We start from the raw sequence: 18602 nt of genomic DNA, 5'->3' as shown, positions 1-18602 counted from the left end.
GTCACTCGCTTTCGGTGGGTGCTGTGGGGGTGGGGAAGACGTGGACGGCGTCGGCCGGCCAGCTGCAGTAGACGTCGGCACCAGGGGTCGTGGGCACGTCGACGCTGCGGGGCGAGCGCGCCATGATCTTCAGTCCGTCGGGGGTGATGGTGACGATCTGGAGGGCGGAACCGAGCTGGCTGACACTCATGAGGGTCGAGCGGATCTCGTTCCGGTCTCCCGAGGGCGTCTCCGAGATCCTGACGTGCTCCGGCCGGACCGCCACCTCCGCCGGCGCCCCGGCTACGGGGGAACCGGCCGGTTCGCGCGACGAGACGAGCGTGCCGCCCGGAACCTCGACGGTCCAGGCGCCCGGTCCACCCGAGAGGGTGCCGGTGAAGAAGTTCTGCTGACCGATGAAGCCGGCGACGTATGCGCTCGACGGGTCGTCATACACAGCGGACGGCGGGCCGATCTGCTCCAGACGACCGGAGTTCATGACGGCGATGCGGTCGCTCATCGTCATCGCCTCCTCCTGATCGTGCGTCACGAAGACGAAGGTCGTGCCGAGCTGCTGCTGGAGCAGCTTCAGCTCGATCTGCATCTCCTCCCGGAGCTTGCGGTCGAGGGCGGACATCGGCTCGTCGAGCAGGAGCACGGCCGGCCGGTTGACGAGGGCACGGGCGAGAGCGATGCGCTGCTGCTGCCCGCCGGAGAGCTGCGCGGGCATCCGCTCGGCGAACGTGCCCATCCGCACCATCTGGAGTGCCTCGGCGACGCGCTCCCGCACCTCGTTCTTCGGGGTCTTCTGATACCGCAGCCCGTACGCGACGTTCTGCGCGACGGAGAGGTGGGGGAAGAGGGCGTACGCCTGGAACACGGTGTTCACCGGCCGTTTGTGGGGCGGGAGCGCCTCCACGTGCTTCGCGGCGATCGAGATCGACCCCGTGTCGGGGTACTCGAACCCTCCGATCATCCGCAGCGTCGTCGTCTTGCCGCACCCGCTCGGGCCGAGGAGCGAGATGAACTCGCCGGCGTTGACGTGCAGGTCGAGGTCGCGCACGGCGTAGTTCTTGCCGTAGATGCGGGAGACGCCGCTCAGCGTGACCTCTCCGGCTCGGGCCTCGTCGACCAGATGAGTCGTCATCGTCGTCCTTCCATCAGGCGTTTCCGCCCGTCGAGGGTGCTTCGAACACCACGCGTCCGCCGACGATCGTGTAGGCCACGGAAGCGTCGGCGATCTCCGCTGTCGGGGCGGAGAAGAGGTCACGGTCGAGGATCGTGATGTCGGCGTCGTAGCCCACGGAGATCCGGCCCGTTCGGTGCTCGTCGGCGTTGGCGTACGCGCTGCCCTCGGTGTATCCGACGATCGCGTCGGAGAGGGAGATCGCCTGCTCGCCGGCGAGGGGATTGGAGGCGTGACCGGGAGGACAGCGGGTCACGGCCGTGTGCATGATCTCGAGAGGATTCGCGGTGCTCACGGGCCAATCCGAGCCGAGGGCGAGGGTCGCTCCGGCGCGCCGGAGGCTCGCGAACGGGTACTGCCACGCGGAGCGGCGGGAGCCGAGGAACGGGATCGTGAGCTCGTCCATCTGGGATTCGTGGCGTGCCCACAGCGGCTGGATGCTCGCGACGGCGTCGAGGCCGGCGAATCGGGCGATGTCGTCGGGGTGGATCACCTGGAGGTGGGCGAGGAGGGGGCGGACCATGCCGGGGGTCGACTCGATCGCGTCGAGCGCCTCGCGAACGGCGCGGTCGCCGAGCGTGTGGAAGTGCACCCGGAGGCCCGCGGCCGTGAGCGCAGCTGAGGCCTCGGTGAGCATGCCCGGCTCGACGAAGCTCTTGCCCGCGTTGGAGGTGGAGCACCCGCACCCGTCGAGGTAGGGCTCGAGCATCGCGGCGGTGAAGTTCTCGGCAATGCCGTCCTGCATGATCTTCACGCTGCCGGCGCTGAAGCGCTCGCCGGCCACGGCGTCGCGGTTCGCGACGAATGCCTCGATCTGGTCGAGTCCCTTCTCCCGCTCCCACCACTGGGCGCCGACGACGCGTGCGACGAGGCGACCGTCGGCGTCGAGGCGACGGTAGGAGGCGAGGTTGTCCAGGCCGCGATCGCCGGACTCGACCATGGCGTCCTGCCAGGCCGTGACGCCCCATGCGAAGAGCTGCGTCTGCGCGAGGAGGAACCCGGCGTCGACGTCGTCGTCGCTGAGGGGCGGCACGTGGGCGGAGACGAGCTCCATCGCGCCCTCCTGAAGACAGCCGACGGGGTCGCCTGCTGCGTCGCGCTCGATGCGGCCGGATATCGGATCGATCGAGTCGCGTGTGACGCCGGCGATGTCGAGGGCGCGGGAGTTGACCCAGGCTCCGTGACCGTCACGGTTGGGGAGGTAGACGGGGCGATCGGGCACGACGCGATCGAGGAGGTCCTTCGTCGGGATTCCGCCGGGGAAGAGGTCCATGCCCCAGCCGCCACCCGTGATCCACTCACGGTCGGGATTGGCCGCGGCGTAGGCGGCGATCGTCGCGAGGTAGTCGTCGATCGTCTCCTGCTCCGACAGGTCGCACGTGATGAGAGTGTTGCCCGCGTGGTGCGGGTGGATGTGCGAGTCCTGGAAGCCGGCCATCACGAGGCCTCCGGCCGCGTCGATCGTCTCGGCGGGCGCGGCAGGGAGCGCATCGACGGCGTCGTCGCCGATCGCGGCGACCTTCCCGTCGACGAGTGCGACCGGGACGTCCTGGACGTGACCGTCCAGGTAGACCCGTCCACCGGTGATGAGGATCGCTTCGGGTGTGCGACCGTGGTGCATGGGTGACCCTTCCGTCGGCGAACGCGGTGGATGAGCGTTTCGCGCAGTACGGGAATTCTGTTGTGTGCGGGGCCGAAAGGGAATACCCCCGCTCGGAGATTTACACAATTGAAACGGCAATCGAAGCGCCCGCATTCAACGGAAACGCTTGCGATAGGGCCTTCTCTCGACTGATACCGTGTCGGGGACACCCTGAGACGACTCGGAGGCACCCATGCCAGACCTCGTTCCCGCGCCGAACTCCGTCCTGCATCTGGCGGACGTCGCACTCGATCCGCTGGACGCGGGCGACGGGGCCCCTCCCACCCGGTGGACCGAACTCGGACCGGTCGTCGACGGCGGAGGCGACGTCGTCTCCATGGGGGTGTGGGAGATGGAACCTGGCGTCGCGTTCGACACCGAGGCCGATGAGGTCTTCGTCGTGCTCTCGGGCGACGGCTCGATCGATTTCCTCGACACGGGGGAAGGCGTCGTGATCGGCGCAGGAGACCTCGTGAGGCTTGCTGCGGGCAGCCGGACGCGATGGACGGTCACGCGCACCATTCGGAAGCTCTACCTGGCGCCGTGAGGGCCCAGGCGTCCGGGGCGCCCGCCCCGCGACGAACGACGGCGCCGGCCCCCGACGGTCTCGGGTGCCGGCGCCGTGGGGGCGACCGGAGGCTCAGGGATTCAGGAGTCGCCGCACGGCTTCCGTGCTGCGTTCGAGCTCTGCCCGCAGGTCGGCGAGTTGCGCGGACGTGAACGACCCGCCTGACGCGATGTGCGTGCGGAGCGATGCTCGCGTGTCGTGCCGGAACGCGTTGAGCGCCAGCTCGGCCTCCTGGAGCGCGAGTCGTGACGACGTGCGGTCGTCCGGCTGCGTCGGTGCGACCGGCGGCACCCGTGAGGCCGACTGACGGGCATCGCGTGCGGCCGATGCGAGATCCGCCTTGAGGCTCCTCATCGCCGCGGTCACGTCGGAACGCACCTCGTGCGCGAGCCGCCTGACGGAGTCCGTCACCTCCGACTCGACACGGCCCAGCTCCTCGCCGCGCGCGCGGAGTTCCGCGCGCCCGGCGTCGGTGATCCGATAGACGGTCTTGCGTCCGTCGCTCGCCTTCGTGACGAGGCCTTCTTCCTCGAGCTTCGCGAGGCGCGGATAGATGGTCCCCGCGCTGGGGCTGTAGGTGCCGCCGAAGCGTTCGCTCAGCGCTTGGATGAGCTCATAGCCGTGGCGGGGCGCCTCATCGAGCAGTTTGAGAAGGTACAGCCGGAGGCTGCCGTGCGAGAAGACCGGGGGCGTCATCGCGGGCCGTCCTGGTCGGTGGCCGGGTCGCCGTCGAGGCCGTCACCCGTGCGATCACCGCTCGGAGCGAAGTCGTCGGCGAACGTGTCGCCCGACAGGAAGTCGTCGGCGTCGTGGAGCGGGCCGTCGTCCGGTCGGGGAGGCGTGGTCGGGCGGGGCGCTCGGCGGATCACCGAGACGCCACCCGACACGGTGTTGGCGACGATCTCGACCGAGAAGTCATCCGATCCCGCCACCGTCTGGTGGTACCCACGGCCCCGCGTGCCCTTCACGACCTGGCCGTCGAGTTGGAGGGTGCCGCTCACGGTATTGACGGTGTAGACCGCTCCGACGGTGTCGTCGATACGCGCCGTGAGGGTTCCCGACACGCTGTTCACGCGGATGCGGTCGCAGCGTCCGTCGATGTCGGCGAAGACGTCGCCGGACACGGTGTCGACCTTGACGCGGTCGATCGAGCCGGAGAGCGTGATGTCGCCGGACACCGAGTCGGCCGAGAGGGAGCCGGTGTAGTTCTGGGCACTCAGTTCGCCGGAGACGCTGTGGAGGACGAGTTCTCCGTCGAGTCCCTCCGTCTGGATCTCCCCGCTGACCGTGGACAGGCGCGTCCTCGAGGTGATGCCCGTGACGAGGGCGTCGGCCGAGACGCTGCCGAGTGTGAGGGCGATGGATCGGGGGACCAGGACGCTCAGGGATGCCTTCGCCGTGTTCCGGCCGAAGGCGTTCAGGAGGTCGCCGACGTTGTCCCATCGCAGCTGAGGGTGATCGATCTCGAGCAGGTCTCCGTTGATCGAGATCTTCAGATCACGTTGCTCGACGGAGTGGACCTCGACGCGGGCGCCGGGTTCGTCGTGCCCGATGATGTCGATCTGCCCGCCGAGCAGGCTCACTTTGAGTGAACGCACGACTTCGATGTCGATCACCCGGGTCTGTCCCGGGACGATGATCCATTTCTCCAGCGCCATGATGGTCCTCTCGTCACGATATATCGCGTCTTGGAATCACGATATAACTCGATGTGTCCTCGGTCAAGCGCCGAGCGCGTCCGACCCGTCATCCACACCCGTCGGCACTCCGACTTCTCCACCGATCGGGTTCGCCCTCGGATCCCGTGCCGAGCGATGCACCTACCGTTCTGGTCTGGATGGGGAGGAATCACATGGACATGACGCACACGGGATCGACGGGGACAGGGGCAGCGCAGGGGACGATCGGCCTGCCGGTCAGGGCCACGATCGTCGTCGCTCTCGTCGCCCTCTGGCTCCTTCACGTGACGTTGGCGACGACGGCTGTCGTCGCCGGGCTGACGATGGTCGTCGACGGAGCCTCGAACGTCGTGGGTCCGAGTGCCCGCGAAGGCGGCGACGCGCCGGGCGCTGCCGATCGCGGGAACGAGGCGGGGCCTTCGCCCGACGGACGCGCCCGCCGTGACTCGTCGACGGCACCCTCGCGGATCGATGACGACGTGTGGAGACTCGACGGTTTCGCCGATTTCTCGGACTCCCGCATGAGGGTGGCAGGTGGACCGGGCGGTGACTGGACGGAGAGCCGGCTCTCGGGTCGAACGGTGTGGGTCGATGACCGGTGTCGCGTCACCGCCGAGGTCGTCGACATCGGGGCCGCTCTCGGCCGGGGCGCCGTCCGTGACGGCTACACGGATGCGGAGGTGTCCGAGGAACTCGCCCGTTCCATCGGAGCTGCCGCTTTCGGGGGCGCCGAGACGCGGTCCGATCCGCACCCCGCGACGACCTGGCTTCCGCTCGCTCAGGCAGGGAGCGCGGTCGAGTTCGCCACCGTCGCCCTCGTCCCGGCGGAACAGTCGGCAGCCGGCGCGTCCTTCGTGGTGGTGTCGGCGCGAACGTCCGTCGAGCACGGACGGGCCGTGGTGTTCGCGCTCGCCTGCATCGACACCCCGGCGTCGCAGGCGGACGCACTGGCGCGCGACCTGCTGGGGCGGTTCCGTCTCGAGATCCCGAGGTGACCTCGGTGCTCACCCTCGTTCTGCCCGGGGACCTCGGGGATGCCCGGTCGTCGCGGATTCGACTCTCAGAGCCACCGGTACTCGAGTTGCGGGCGTCCCGGGCTGCCGTAGCGGGGGCGTCGCTCGGCGCGACCGCTGTCGGCGAGGTGCTCGAGGTAGCGTCGTGCGGTCACGCGGGACATGTCGCCGAGTGCAGCGATCTCCGTCGCGGACATCCCTCCGTCGGCTGCCCGCAGGAGATCGGCGACCGCGGTGAGTGTGTCCTCCGAGAGGCCTTTGGCGAGACTCGGACCCGCGGGCGCGGGCCGCAACGTGGCGAGTGTCAGGTCGACCTCGCGCTGCGTCGTGACGGATCCCGTCTCGGACAACGACCGACGGAACGACTCGTAGGCGCGCAGCTTCTCGGCGAATGCCGGGAAGGAGAACGGCTTGATGAGATACTGCACGATCCCCGCGGAGATCGCGGCGCGCACCACGGACAGCTCGCGGGCCGCGGTGATCGCGATCACGTCGACCTCGAAGCCGGCGGAACGGAGATGCCGACACAGGTCGATCCCGTGCACGTCCGGCAGATTCATGTCGAGGAGGACGAGGTCGATGCTCGCATCGGCGCGCAGAGCCGCGAGGGCCTCGGCGCCCGTTCCGGCCACAGCCGCCGTCTCGAATCCGTCGAGACGCCTGACGTACTCGGCGTGGGCGGCCTGCGCCACCGGCTCGTCCTCGACGACCAGCACGCGTGTGACCCGCTCGCTCCCCGTCATGGCATGCCCCCGTCCGTGGCCGCGTCGTTGGTCTCTCGAACGGCGACGGCGTGAGGCAGGACCACCGTGAACTCCGATCGGGGTTCTCGTGTCACCTCGATGCTGCCGCCGAGTCGTGCGACCGTCTGACGGACGAGGGCGAGGCCGTAGCCCCGACCGAGTTCGCCCTGCGCCTTCGTCGAGAACCCCCGTTCGAAGGCCTGATCGATCTCGCCGTCGGCGAGCCCGCTCCCCGAATCGGACACGTGCAGGACGAGCGGGACGAGCGTGTCGATCGAGTCACCGGATGAGCCGGTGTCGCGATCCAGATCGTCGTCGTCGAGGCCGAGGTAGACCTCCACCCACGGCTCGTCGCCACCGGCCGCATCGAGGGCGTTGTCGACGAGGTTGCCGAGGATGGTCACGATGTCGGAAGGATCCACGCGAACCCGACCGAGCCTCGGATCCGTGTCCAGATGAAGGTCGATTCCCCGTTCGGTCGCCTCCGTCGTCTTCCCGAGGAGGAGCGCCGAGATCACCGGTTCCCTCACGGCCCCCGTGACGCGGTCGGCGAGTCGCTGGCTCGCACCCAGCTGCCCCTCGGCGAATTCGAGGGCATCGCCGGCCCTGCCGAGTTCGATGAGCGACACGATGGTGTGCAGCCGGTTCGAGAACTCGTGGGTCTGCGACCGCAGTGCTGCCGACAGCGTCTGAGCCGAGCGGAGCTCTCCCGTCAGGACTTCGAGTTCCGTGCGGTCCCTGATGGTGGTCACGGAACCGGCGCCGTCGGTCGTGCCCCCGATGCCCTCACCGGCCGGCTGCTGATTGACGAGGAGGATCCGCTCGTCGGTGAGATACGTCTCGTCCACGGCGACGCGCCCCGTCTCGAGGAGCTCCCGCACGGACGGCGGCAGGTCGAGTTGCGCGAGAGGCACGGGCCGCATCGATCCGGGCGAGCGGGGCAGGCCGAGGAGGGTCGCCGCCTGATCGTTGTACAGCAGGACGCGTTCGCGTCCGTCCGTCACGACCAGGCCCTCACGCACGGACCGCAGGACCGACTCGTAGTACGCGAACATGCTCGCGAGTTCCTCCGGCCCCCGACCTCCGGTCACCCTCCGCAGATAACGGCTGAGGGCGAACGACCCCACGGCTCCGAGTGCTGCCATGGCGAGGGCAGCGGCGGCGGCCACGGGGAGGACCTGCTCGAAGGAGCGATCGATGTTCGTGAGCGTGACGCCGGCGGACACGAGGGCGACGACGCGTCCCTCGTCGTCCTCGATCGGCGCGACCGTTCGGACCGACGGCCCGAGGGTCCCGGCGTACGTCTCGCTGAAGGTCTCGCCGTCGAGAGCGCGCTCGATACTGCCGATGAACGGTCGACCGATCTCGTCGGGGTCACGATGCGTGTACCGCGTTCGGTCGGTTGCCATGATCGTGACGAAGTCGACGCCCGTGTCGCGCATGAGCTCCACGGCGTACGGCTGCAGTCGCTCACTCGGCGACGCATCGTCCAGGGCCTCGAGCACGAAAGGGTTGTCCGCGACGCCGAGCGCGACGGAACGGCTCGTCGCTGTCGCGTCCCTCTCGGCGTCAGCCCGAGCCTGGAACCACCACAGGGTGAGGCCCGCCGCGATCAACACGACGATGCCGACGAGCTGCAGCGCGAAGAGCCGCTTCGCTATCGTCGTCCGCCGCAGGATCCGCACGGCCCCATCATCGCACCGAGCGCCGACAGGGCCGCAGCCGTGTCGACGAACCTTCCCGCGACCATTACGACCACAAGCTCCCGTTCGACGACGCCGGGTCGGAGGATTGCCGACATCGTCAGGCCGCACACAGAGGTGCGGCGGAAGGAGCGCCGCAGCTCATGTCACAGAAGCTCATCCCTCACGGCTCCGCATCCGACGCCGCCGGGCGCTCGCCGCGGAAGAAGGCCGATCGCACGCACTGGCTGTACATCGCCGTCATCCTGGCCGTTCTGGCCGGCGTGATCGTGGGACTCGCCGCCCCCGCCTTCGCGGTCGGTCTGAAGCCGATCGGCGAGGGGTTCGTCTCCCTCATCCGCATGATGATCGCGCCCGTCATCTTCTGCACGATCGTCATCGGGGTCGGGTCCATCGCGAAGGCTGCGACCGTCGGCAAGGTGGGAGGGCTCGCGCTCCTCTACTTCATGGTGATGTCGACGTTCGCCCTCGGCATCGGTCTCGTGGTCGGAAACCTCATCCAGCCGGGAACCGGCCTCGACGTGTCCGGTCTGCAGTACGACGGCGCCGGAACGGAGGAGGCGAAGACGACCACGGAGTTCATCCTCGGCATCATCCCGACGACGCTCGTCTCGCCTCTCGTCGGGGAGAATGTGCTGCAGGTGCTCTTCGTCGCACTCCTCGTGGGCTTCGGCATCCAGAAGCTGGGTGCGAAGGGCGCCCCGATCCTCGAGGCCGTGAAGTCGTTCCAGCTGCTCGTCTTCCGCATCCTGTACATGATCATGTGGGTCGCGCCGGTCGGTGCCTTCGGTGCGATCGCGGCCGTGACAGGCTCGGCGGGCGTCGACGCCCTCATCAGCCTCGGCTCGCTCATGCTCGCCTTCTACATCACCTGCATCCTCTTCATCGTCGTCGTGCTCGGCACGATTCTCTTCACGGTCAGCCGCGTCAACATCTTCAGCCTCATGAAGTACCTCGGCCGCGAGTACCTCCTCATCGTCGGCACCTCATCGTCCGAGGCCGCGCTTCCGCGACTCATCGCCAAGATGGAGCACGTGGGCGTCTCGAAGCCTGTCGTCGGAATCACAGTGCCCACCGGCTACTCGTTCAACCTCGACGGCACGGCCATCTACCTCACCATGGCGTCGATCTTCATCGCCGACGTCCTCGGCGTGCAGATGAACATCGGCGAGCAGATCGCCCTCCTCGCCTTCATGATCATCGCGTCGAAGGGCGCGGCCGGTGTCACGGGTGCGGGCCTCGCGACCCTCGCGGGCGGTCTGCAGGCCAACCGTCCGGACCTCGTCGACGGTGTCGGCCTCATCGTCGGCATCGACCGCTTCATGTCGGAGGCTCGCGCTCTGACGAACTTCACCGGCAACGCGGTCGCCACCGTGCTCGTGGGAACCTGGACGAAGCAGCTCGACCGTGAGCAGATCACCGAGGTGCTGTCGGGTCGCCGCCCGTTCGACGAGGCGACGATGGCCACTGACGACCACGGCCCGTCGGTCCCCGCGGAGGACGCGTCCGCCGCCGAGCTCGCGGAGCAGCCGACCCTGTCCCGCTGATCGCCCGCGAGGGCTGCAGAACCGTCCCGAGGGCGCCAGGTGTACCTGGCGCCCTCGCTCGGGTGTAGCCCTTTCGGTGGGGAGGTCAGGGGATGAGGGGGAGCGGGGTGGTCGGCGGGCGGGATTCGGACGCGTCGATCGCCTCCGGGGCGGCTTCGGGCGTGACGGCGGGGGCGCGGATCGCGAAGAACGGCAGCGTGATGTTGCAGAGCGGGCCGATGAGGAGGGCGAAGGCCACCGTGCCGAGTCCCACGTTGCCGCCGAGGATCCAGCCCGTCACGAGAACGGTGATCTCCACGGAGGTCCGCGCGATCCAGATGGGCACACCGAAGCGCTTGTTGATTCCGGTCATGAGGCCGTCACGTGGACCCGGCCCCATGCGCGCGCCGATGTAGAGTCCGCTCGCGACCGCGAGGAGCACGAGACCGGCCGCGAACATCAGGATCTGCGCCCACAATTCCGTCATCGGCGGGACGAGCCAGAGGCCGAGCTCGATCGACGGGCCGATGATGAGGATGTTCAGGATCGTCCCCACCCCGGGCCGCTGGCGGAGCGGGATCCAGAGCAGGAGGACGAGCACTCCGACGATGTTCGTGAGGATCCCGATGCCGAGTCCCGTGTGGATCGACAGGCCCTGCGAGAGCACCGTCCACGGGTCGACCCCGAGGACGGCACGGATCATGAGCGCGTCGGCCACCCCGTAGAGGACGAGGCCGATGAGCAGTTGAGAGATCCGTCGGAGCATGATGAGTATCCAATTGTGTTTTTGGCCTTGGATCAAGATGCCAATCCCACTATGGTGGCCGCATGGTCGATGTCCACATCACGGCGCGTGCGCTGTCCTCGCTCCTCGGGGACTGGCGTGGATCCGACGCCGCCTACCGCAGCCTCGCGGATCGCGTGCGGCTCCTCATCCTCGACGGCCGCGTCCCCACCGATACGAGGCTCCCCGCCGAACGGGACCTCGCCGAGCGCCTCGGCCTCTCCCGCACCACGGTGACGGCGGCGTATCGCGAGCTCCGCGAGAGCGGCTACCTCGAGAGCCTGCGCGGTTCGGGAAGCATCGCGCGGCTTCCGGGGGCCGAACCCGATGTGGTTCCGGTCCGCGAGCAGGGCGCTCTCGACTTCAGCAAGGCCTCCATGCCCGCGTCGGCCCTCGTCGCCGACGCCTCGGTGGCCGCGGCCGCACGCCTTCCGCGCTATCTCACCGAGTTCGACTACGACCCGGTCGGCCTCCCCGAGCTGAGGCGTGCCCTCGCCGATCGGTACAGCGAGGCGGGACTGCCGACATCGCCGGACGAGATCATGGTGACGCTCGGCGCCCAGCACGCGATCGGCCTCCTCGCCCGCACGATGGTCTCGCGCGGCGACCGCGCACTCCTCGAGATGCCGAGCTACCCGCACGCGCACGACGCCCTGCGTGCCGTGGGCGCGCGGCTCGTGCCGGTGACGGTCTCGAGCGAGCAGGGGTGGGACGACGCCGAGGTGACGCAGGCCTTCGAGCGCACCAACCCGGTGCTGGCCTATCTGATGCCCGACTTCCACAACCCCACGGGCGCGTCGATGTCGCCGACGACCCGGGCGGCGGTCCGGCGGGCGGCAGCACGGACGGGGACGATCCTCGTGATCGACGAGACCACCGCCGACCTGTCGATCGATCGGGCTGAGCCGCATCGGCCGTTCGCCGCCGACAACGCGGAGGGTGCGCGCATCATCACGATCGGCTCGCTGGGCAAGACCGTCTGGGGCGGTCTGCGGATCGGGTGGATTCGCGCCGACCGCCAGACCATCCGGAAGCTCGTCGTCGCCCGCTCGATCGGCGACCTCGGCACCCCCATCCTCGAGCAGCTCGTGAGCATCGAGCTGCTCCCTCGGCTCGACGACATCATCGACCTGCGTCGTGCGCAGCTCGCGGGCACGCGCTTCCGTGTCGAGAGGCTCTTGGCCGAGCACTTCCCGCGATGGGAGGTGCCCCGCGTCCACGGCGGGTTGGCGCTCTGGGTGGGGATCGGCGCGCCTCTGAGCTCGCAACTGGCTCTCGCTGCCCGTTCGCAGGGGCTCGTGATCGCGGCCGGACCGCGGTTCGGCATCGACGGAGCCTTCGAGCGATTCCTGCGCATCCCCATCACGTACTCGGTACCCGAGACGGAGCGCGGCATCGAGGCGCTGCAGCGCGCATGGGCCTCGCTCGTGCGTGATCCGGTCCCAGCGATGCCCGACCTCGCCTCCGTGGTCTGAGAAACCCGGCTCGCCGTCGTGCCGGGGTGTCGCATCCTGACGGTGTGACCGACCCGCCGCCCGCATGGCGCGTGCACTCGGTCGACGCCCTCTTTCGGGTTGTCGCAGTGGGATAGTGCGACGGGTCCGGTACCCGCAGGATGTGAGGGCTCGGGGCGACGAGGAGTACGCGCGCGGCCGGTCGGGCGGAGGCGGCGCTGTGGGAGAATCAGGAAGCGCGGCCCGAGCGTCGCGCACGCCGGCGAACATGGGTCGGCGGACACGCACCACCGTTGTCGTCGCCGGCGCGAGACCGCCGGACGGCCCAGCCGTATCGAGGGATCCCCGTGCACATCCTTGCCGTCCTGAGCATGAAGAATCGTGCGCTCATCGCGCTCGTCACCATCGTCGCGGCGGTGTTCGGCGGGATCGCCCTCACGAGCCTCAAGCAGGAGCTCGCGCCGAGCGTGGAGTTCCCGCAGCTCGCTGTCGTGACGTCCTACCCCGGCGCGTCACCTGCCGTCGTCGAGGAGGACGTCTCGACACCGATCGAGACGGCGGTCCAGGGCATCGCGGGCGTCGAGTCGACGACGGCGACGTCGAGCACCAACCTCAGCCTCGTGTCCGTCACGTTCGCGTACGGGACGGACCTCGCCACCGCCGAGCAGAAGGTGACGCTCGCGATCAACCGCCTCTCGTCGTCCCTTCCGGACGACGTGGACCCGCAGACCGTCACGGGCGGACTCGACGACTTCCCCGTCATCCGGATCGCCGCCACGGGCGGTGGTTCGACCGATGAGCTCTCCGCAGCGATCAACACCTCCGTGCTCGCGGACATCCGCGAGCTCGACGGCGTCCGCGACGCGTCTCTCTCCGGCGAGACCGGGCAGCGCGTCACGATCGTGCCCGATCAGGCGGCTCTCGCCGCGGCTGGCCTCACCCAGCAGGCGATCTCGGACGCGCTCGACCAGAACGGCGTCCTCATCCCGGCCGGTGAGATCACCGAGGACGGGCGCACGTTCGCCGTGCAGGCGGGGTCGCGCCTCGCGAGCGTCGACGACGTCGCCGGCATCCCGCTCGTCGGGCAGGTCTCGGCGGGTGAGCCGCTGACGATCGGCGACGTCGCGAGTGTCGACCTCACGGACAACCCCGTCACGTCGCTGTCCCGCGTCGACGGCGAGGACGCGCTCACGATCGCCGTCACGAAGCTCCCCGATGCGAACACCGTCGACGTCTCGAAGGCCGTGATCGCGATCATCCCGGACCTCGAGGATGCGCTCGGAGACGACGCGACCCTGACCGTGGTCTTCGATCAGGCGCCCTACATCCAGCAGTCGATCGAGGCTCTCGCGACGGAGGGTCTGCTCGGGCTGGGCTTCGCCGTCATCGTCATCCTCGTGTTCCTGCTCTCGGTGCGCGCGACGATCGTGACGGCCATCTCGATCCCGACGTCGGTGCTCATCACCTTCATCGGTATGCAGGCGACGGGATACACGCTCAACATCATCACGCTCGGCGCGCTCACGATCGCGATCGGCCGTGTGGTCGACGACTCGATCGTCGTCATCGAGAACATCAAGCGGCATCTCGCTCTCGTGGGGCGCGAGAGCGGCACGGAGGGTCGCACCACCGCGATCCTGAGCGGCGTCCGAGAGGTGGCCGGAGCCATCACGGCGTCGACGATCACGACCGTCGCGGTGTTCCTCCCGCTCGCGTTCGTCGGTGACATCTCGGGGGAGCTGTTCCGGCCGTTCGCCCTCACCGTCACGATCGCGCTCCTCGCGTCGCTCCTCGTGGCTCTCACGATCGTCCCCGTGCTCGCCTACTGGTTCCTCCGGGCACCGAAGCCGAAGAAGGTCGCCGTTCCTGCCGCCGTCTCACCGGAGCCTGCGGATCACGTGGATCCAGCGGATCACGCGGAGGCCGCGGATCAGACCGTGTCGTCCCACACGACCGAGCCCGAAGGTGCGGAGATCGAGTCCGAACGCTCCCGGCCCGTGCCCGACACCGCCGCCGACACCGCCGCCGACACCGACACGAGCCTCGCCGATGCCGGGCCGGTCGACGCCTTCCCCGACGAGGAGGACCCGGACGACACCGAACCGCAGGTCGCCCCGAATGCCCGCCCATCCCTTCCCTCGGGTGTCGCCGCGGCTCCCGCGATCGTGGAACCGGGATGGATCGTCGATGCCCGTCGCCCGGAGAGCCACGAAGCGGGTGTCTCGTCCGAGACCACCGCCGAGTCGGCCGTCGAACCGGACGCCGAGTCGGGCACTGAGCCGGACGCTGACTCGCCCGTCGAGCCGGATAGTGACGCGCCCGATGAGACCATTGCCGGACAGGAAGCGGAGCCGGAGCCTGAACCCGCACCAGAGCCTGAACCCGCACCGGAGCCGGAACCCGCACCGGAGCCGCAGCCCGCTCTCGTCGCCGCCGCGGCCGAGATCCCCTCGCGCCGCGCGCGTCGAGAGCGCGCCGTCGTCGACGACGACGTGGAGCACCCCACCGTGTTGCAGCGCGCCTACCTTCCGGTCATCCGGTGGACGCTCAAGCACTCCGTCGTCACGCTCGTCCTCGCTCTCCTCGTCCTCGTGGGCACCGGCTTCGCCGTGCCGTTCATGAAGACGAACTTCCTCGGCGGATCGGGGCAGAACACGTTCAGCGTCACCCAGACGCTCCCGGTCGGGACGAGCCTCGAGGAGCTCGACGCCGCGTCGACCGACGTCGAGAGGACCCTCATCGACACCACGGGCGTCGACACGGTCCAGGTCTCGATCGGCTCGTCCGGGAGCGGCGTCCAGGCGCTCTTCGGCGGTGGGGGAGAGGGCACGATCACCTACTCCGTCACGACGGACGAGGACGCCGACCAGGACGCGCTGCAGGCGGACGTGCGGGACGAGCTCGCCGCCCTCGATGACGTCGGGGAGATCAGCGTGCAGGTCTCGAGCGGTTTCGGCGGTTCGAGCGACATCGAGGTGGAGATCACCGCCCCCAATCAGGACGCGCTCCAGACGGCGACCGACGACATCGTCGACGCCGTCAGCGGCCTCGACATGGTCTCGGAGGTCACCGACAATCTGAGTGAGTCGCGCCCCTACATCGAGGTCGCTGTCGACCGCGAGGCCGCAGCGGCCGCAGGGTACTCCGAGGTCGCGCTCGGCGCGATCGTCTCGGGTGCGATGCAGCCGCAGACCGTGGGCAGCATCGTCATCGATGAGACGACGCTCTCGATCTACATCGCGAGCGAGGACCCGCCCACGACCCGCGACGAGCTCGCGGCGCTCGAGATCCCGACGCCCACCGGCATCGTGGCCCTCGACACGCTCGCGACCATCGAGCAGGTCGATGGGCCGGCGACGATCACGACGGTGTCCGGCCTGCGCTCGTCCACGGTGAGCGTCACCCCGTCGAGCGACGACGTGGGCACGGCGAGTTCTCTCGTGCAGCAGGCCGTCGACGAGGCAGATCTCACGGGTGGCGCCTCCGCGAGCCTCGGTGGAGTGGCGTCAGACCAGTCGAGCGCGTTCCAGCAGCTGGGCCTCGCGCTTCTCGCGGCCGTCCTCATCGTCTACATCGTCATGGTGGCCACCTTCCGCTCGCTGCGGCAGCCGCTGCTCCTCCTCGTCTCGGTGCCCTTCGCGGCCACCGGTGCGATCGGGCTGCAGGTGCTGACGGGAGTGCCGCTCGGCGTGCCGTCGCTCATCGGGGTGCTCATGCTCATCGGCATCGTGGTCACGAACGCGATCGTGCTCGTCGACCTCGTGAACCAGTACAGGCGTCGAGGCATGAGCGTCCCGGATGCGGTGGAACACGGTTCCGTCCGCCGACTGCGCCCGATCCTGATGACGGCGTTCGCGACGATCTTCGCGCTCGTCCCCATGGCGCTCGGTATCACGGGGCACGGCGGGTTCATCTCGCAGCCGCTCGCGATCGTCGTGATCGGAGGCCTCGTGTCGTCCACCATCCTGACGCTCATCGTGCTGCCGAGTCTCTACAACCTGGTCGAGGGAGCGAAGGACAGGCGGCGCGCCCGCCGTGAGGCGAAGGCGGCACGCGCCGCCTGACCGCGCCGCGGCGACCTCCACTCGCGACCGCGTGGGCACTCCGGACTCCGGGTGTCCGCGCGGTCTCGTCGTCGTGGGCGGGTTGTTCACGTTCTGCACATCTGCCGTCCATCGACACACCGAGGACGGCGTCGGAGCATGGGTGGACTCGGCGGAGACGCCGCACCCACGACCCGAGAGGTGTCCAGATGTCCCGTCCCATCCGAGTTCTCTCGCTCTATGAAGGCTTCTTCGCCGGAGGAGCGCGCATCCTCCATTCCGACCTGGTCGCGGGGCTCCATGCCTCGGGGCGCCAGGAGCACGCCGTGCTGTCGATCGCCTCGGCGGCGGTCCGTGAATCGACGGTCCAGTCGATGGACGAGGACCCCCGCTACCGACGGCTGGTGTCCGCCGGTGTGGGCATGACGACCCTCGGGAGGATGGCCGGAGTCCACCCTCCCGAGAGGGCGTCCTTCACGGACGCCGAGCTGCGGATCGCGGCGGACGCCGTGCGCTCCGCCGACGTCGTGCTGTCTCTCAAGGAACAGCCGATCGGCCTTCTGCTCGCCCTCCGCGACCGTGACATGATGCCGGACGTCCCCGTGGCGGCCTGCCTCCACCGCTCCGACCCGCTGCACTCCGGCCCGGCCCTGGGATGGCTCGTGGAAGGCGCGGCGACGGGCCTCGTGACGGCCACGGTCTCGTGCGCCGCATCGACGAGCGACGCCTACGCGCGCGTCGGCGTGGCAGCCGGCAACCGCTCGGTGATCGCGAACGGCATCGACACCGCGCGCTTCCGACCGGGGAACATCGAGGAGGACCGTCTGACCCGTGAACGTCTCGGCATCCCGGCGGGCGCGCCCGTCGTGGTCTACGCCGCGCGCTTCGACGCGATGAAGGACCCGGGGCTCTTCCTCCGAGCCGTGGCTGCTCACGCCGTGCGACGGCCCGACTGCCACTACGTGCTGTGCGGTGCCGGGATGACGTGGGACAACGAGGCGTTCGCCGCCCTGGCCCGGGAATCGTCGGTCGTGCCGTCCGCACGCGTGCATCCGATGGGGATCGTCGACGACATGCCGGCGCTCTACCGGATCGCCGACATCGTCGCCCTGACGAGCGCGTTCGGGGAGGCCTCGCCCCTGTGCCTGATCGAGGGGGCGGCGTGCGGGGCGACGCCGGTCACGACCGACGTCGGTGACGCGGCCGCCCGTGTCGAGGGCATCGGGGTGGTCACGTCCCACGACGCTTCGGACATCGCGTCGTCGTGGTGCGACGTCCTCGGTCGACGCGGCGAACTGCGTGCCGCCGCTCTCGCAGCCCGCGGACGGTTCGGCCGGGAGCGGATGATCGACGGCTATCGCATGGTCGTCGAGGACCTCGCGTCCGTGCGGACGGCGGAGGACGTCTCGCTCGCCGGGTAGCCTGGGCGGGGAGGTGCCGCGTGACGACAGCACAGCGTTCGAGCGACGTGTCGCACGTCCACGCTCTTGTTCTCGTCTTCGTCGGCGGAGCCGTCGGCACCGGTGTCCGTGAGGCGTTCGCGCTGTCTTTCCCGACATCGGCAGGCGGCTTCCCGACCGCGATCCTCCTCATCAACGTCGTGGGCGCCTTCGTGCTCGGCGTCCTTCTCGAGACGCTCTCTCGCCGAGGGCCGGACGAGGGCAGGGCTCGCCGCGTCCGCTTGCTTCTCGGCACGGGGGTGCTCGGTGGCTTCACGACCTACAGCGCCTTCGCCGCCGATGCGGCCCTGCTCCTGCAGAGCGTTCCGGCTGTGGCCGTGCTCTACGTCGCTGCGACACTCGTCGCCGGGCTCCTCGCCTCGATCGCCGGTGTCGCCGTGGGCGGCGCACTGCATCGTCGAATCGAACGCGGGAGGGGAGGCGCATGATCGAACCCTGGTTGTTCGTGGCGATCTGCGTGGCCGGCGGGCTCGGGGCAGCCCTGCGGTACTCGGTCGACGCGGCCATCACGCCGCGGCTCGGCGGGTCCTTCCCCCTGGCGACAGCCGTCATCAATGTCTCGGGCTCCTTCGGGCTCGGTCTCCTGGTCGGCGCGGCGGCGTCGGCCGGAATCCCGGCCGAATGGCTACTCGTCGGCGGCGGAGGCCTGATGGGCGGCTACACGACGTTCAGCACGGCCAGCCTCGAGGCGGTGCGACTGGCGCAGAAGGGACGGTATCTGCCGGCCATCGCGTACGTGCTCGGCGTCGTGGTGCTCGCTGTCGCCTCCGCGTCGCTCGGCATCGCCGTCGGCTCGGCCCTCTGACACCGCGCCTCCAGCGG

15 protein-coding genes are annotated in these 18602 nt (G+C 69.4%); 8 read left to right on the top strand and 7 right to left on the bottom strand.

Annotation, left to right across the window (positions count from 1 at the left end; all coding sequences use genetic code 11):
- Position 1: 1 nt before the first annotated feature.
- Both CLV49_RS02700 and CLV49_RS02695 read right to left on the bottom strand, forming a co-directional pair.
- Positions 2–1126 (bottom strand): ABC transporter ATP-binding protein, encoded by a 1125-nt coding sequence (locus CLV49_RS02700; protein ID WP_106562158.1) that lies wholly within the window; start codon positions 1124–1126, stop codon positions 2–4.
- A gap of 13 nt (positions 1127–1139) precedes the next feature.
- Complete coding sequence (locus CLV49_RS02695) at positions 1140–2786, bottom strand: amidohydrolase (RefSeq protein WP_106562157.1); 1647 nt, start codon at positions 2784–2786, stop codon at positions 1140–1142.
- Positions 2787–3000: 214 nt separating this feature from the next.
- On the opposite strand from CLV49_RS02695, the gene CLV49_RS02690 reads away from it, so the two are divergent.
- The gene (locus tag CLV49_RS02690; RefSeq protein ID WP_106562156.1) at positions 3001–3354 is read left to right on the top strand and encodes a cupin domain-containing protein; all 354 of its coding nucleotides are present in this window, start codon (positions 3001–3003) and stop codon (positions 3352–3354) included.
- A 93-nt stretch (positions 3355–3447) separates the two neighbouring features.
- Here the strand turns inward: CLV49_RS02690 and CLV49_RS02685 are convergent, their stop codons facing one another.
- Together CLV49_RS02685 and CLV49_RS02680 are read right to left on the bottom strand one after the other, a co-directional pair.
- Positions 3448–4071, bottom strand: coding sequence for a PadR family transcriptional regulator (locus CLV49_RS02685; protein WP_106562155.1), 624 nt, complete (start codon positions 4069–4071; stop codon positions 3448–3450).
- The gene (locus CLV49_RS02680) at positions 4068–5033 is read right to left on the bottom strand and encodes a DUF4097 family beta strand repeat-containing protein (protein ID WP_208019915.1); all 966 of its coding nucleotides are present in this window, start codon (positions 5031–5033) and stop codon (positions 4068–4070) included. Before CLV49_RS02680 ends, CLV49_RS02685 begins: the two co-directional genes overlap by 4 nt.
- Before the next feature lie 194 nt (positions 5034–5227).
- On the opposite strand from CLV49_RS02680, the gene CLV49_RS02675 reads away from it, so the two are divergent.
- Positions 5228–6049, top strand: a complete 822-nt coding sequence (locus CLV49_RS02675) for a hypothetical protein (protein WP_106562154.1) — start codon at positions 5228–5230, stop codon at positions 6047–6049.
- Between the two features lie 65 nt (positions 6050–6114).
- On the opposite strand, the gene CLV49_RS02670 is transcribed toward CLV49_RS02675, so the two are convergent.
- The gene (locus tag CLV49_RS02670) at positions 6115–6810 is read right to left on the bottom strand and encodes a response regulator (protein ID WP_106562153.1); all 696 of its coding nucleotides are present in this window, start codon (positions 6808–6810) and stop codon (positions 6115–6117) included.
- On the bottom strand, positions 6807–8495 hold the full coding sequence (locus CLV49_RS02665; RefSeq protein ID WP_243696792.1) for a sensor histidine kinase: 1689 nt from the start codon (positions 8493–8495) through the stop codon (positions 6807–6809). The genes CLV49_RS02670 and CLV49_RS02665 overlap by 4 nt, the downstream gene beginning before the upstream one ends.
- A 161-nt stretch (positions 8496–8656) precedes the next feature.
- On the opposite strand from CLV49_RS02665, the gene CLV49_RS02660 reads away from it, so the two are divergent.
- Positions 8657–10060, top strand: coding sequence for a cation:dicarboxylate symporter family transporter (locus CLV49_RS02660; RefSeq protein WP_106562152.1), 1404 nt, complete (start codon positions 8657–8659; stop codon positions 10058–10060).
- Between the two features lie 85 nt (positions 10061–10145).
- Here CLV49_RS02660 and yczE read toward each other — a convergent pair whose 3' ends face one another.
- A complete protein-coding gene (yczE, locus tag CLV49_RS02655) occupies positions 10146–10805 on the bottom strand; it encodes a membrane protein YczE (RefSeq protein ID WP_106562151.1) in 660 nt (219 codons plus the stop codon).
- Positions 10806–10867: 62 nt separating this feature from the next.
- Between yczE and yczR the strand changes: the two genes are divergently transcribed.
- From yczR to crcB, 5 genes are all read left to right on the top strand, one after another.
- Complete coding sequence (gene yczR / locus CLV49_RS02650; protein WP_106562150.1) at positions 10868–12298, top strand: MocR-like transcription factor YczR; 1431 nt, start codon at positions 10868–10870, stop codon at positions 12296–12298.
- Between the two features lie 326 nt (positions 12299–12624).
- A complete protein-coding gene (locus CLV49_RS18505) occupies positions 12625–16341 on the top strand; it encodes an efflux RND transporter permease subunit (protein WP_243696793.1) in 3717 nt (1238 codons plus the stop codon).
- A gap of 188 nt (positions 16342–16529) precedes the next feature.
- Positions 16530–17741, top strand: a complete 1212-nt coding sequence (locus CLV49_RS02640; RefSeq protein WP_106562149.1) for a glycosyltransferase — start codon at positions 16530–16532, stop codon at positions 17739–17741.
- Between the two features lie 20 nt (positions 17742–17761).
- Entirely contained in the window at positions 17762–18208 is a 447-nt protein-coding gene (locus CLV49_RS02635; protein WP_106562148.1) for a fluoride efflux transporter FluC, read from the top strand.
- On the top strand, positions 18205–18585 hold the full coding sequence (crcB, locus tag CLV49_RS02630) for a fluoride efflux transporter CrcB (RefSeq protein ID WP_106562147.1): 381 nt from the start codon (positions 18205–18207) through the stop codon (positions 18583–18585). The genes CLV49_RS02635 and crcB overlap by 4 nt, the downstream gene beginning before the upstream one ends.
- Positions 18586–18602 lie beyond the last annotated feature (17 nt).

The sequence above is a fragment of the Labedella gwakjiensis genome, assembly GCF_003014675.1.
GTDB lineage: Bacteria > Actinomycetota > Actinomycetes > Actinomycetales > Microbacteriaceae > Labedella > Labedella gwakjiensis.
Note: the sequence above shows the minus strand (reverse complement) of the source record. Positions and strands in the feature narration are given on the sequence as shown.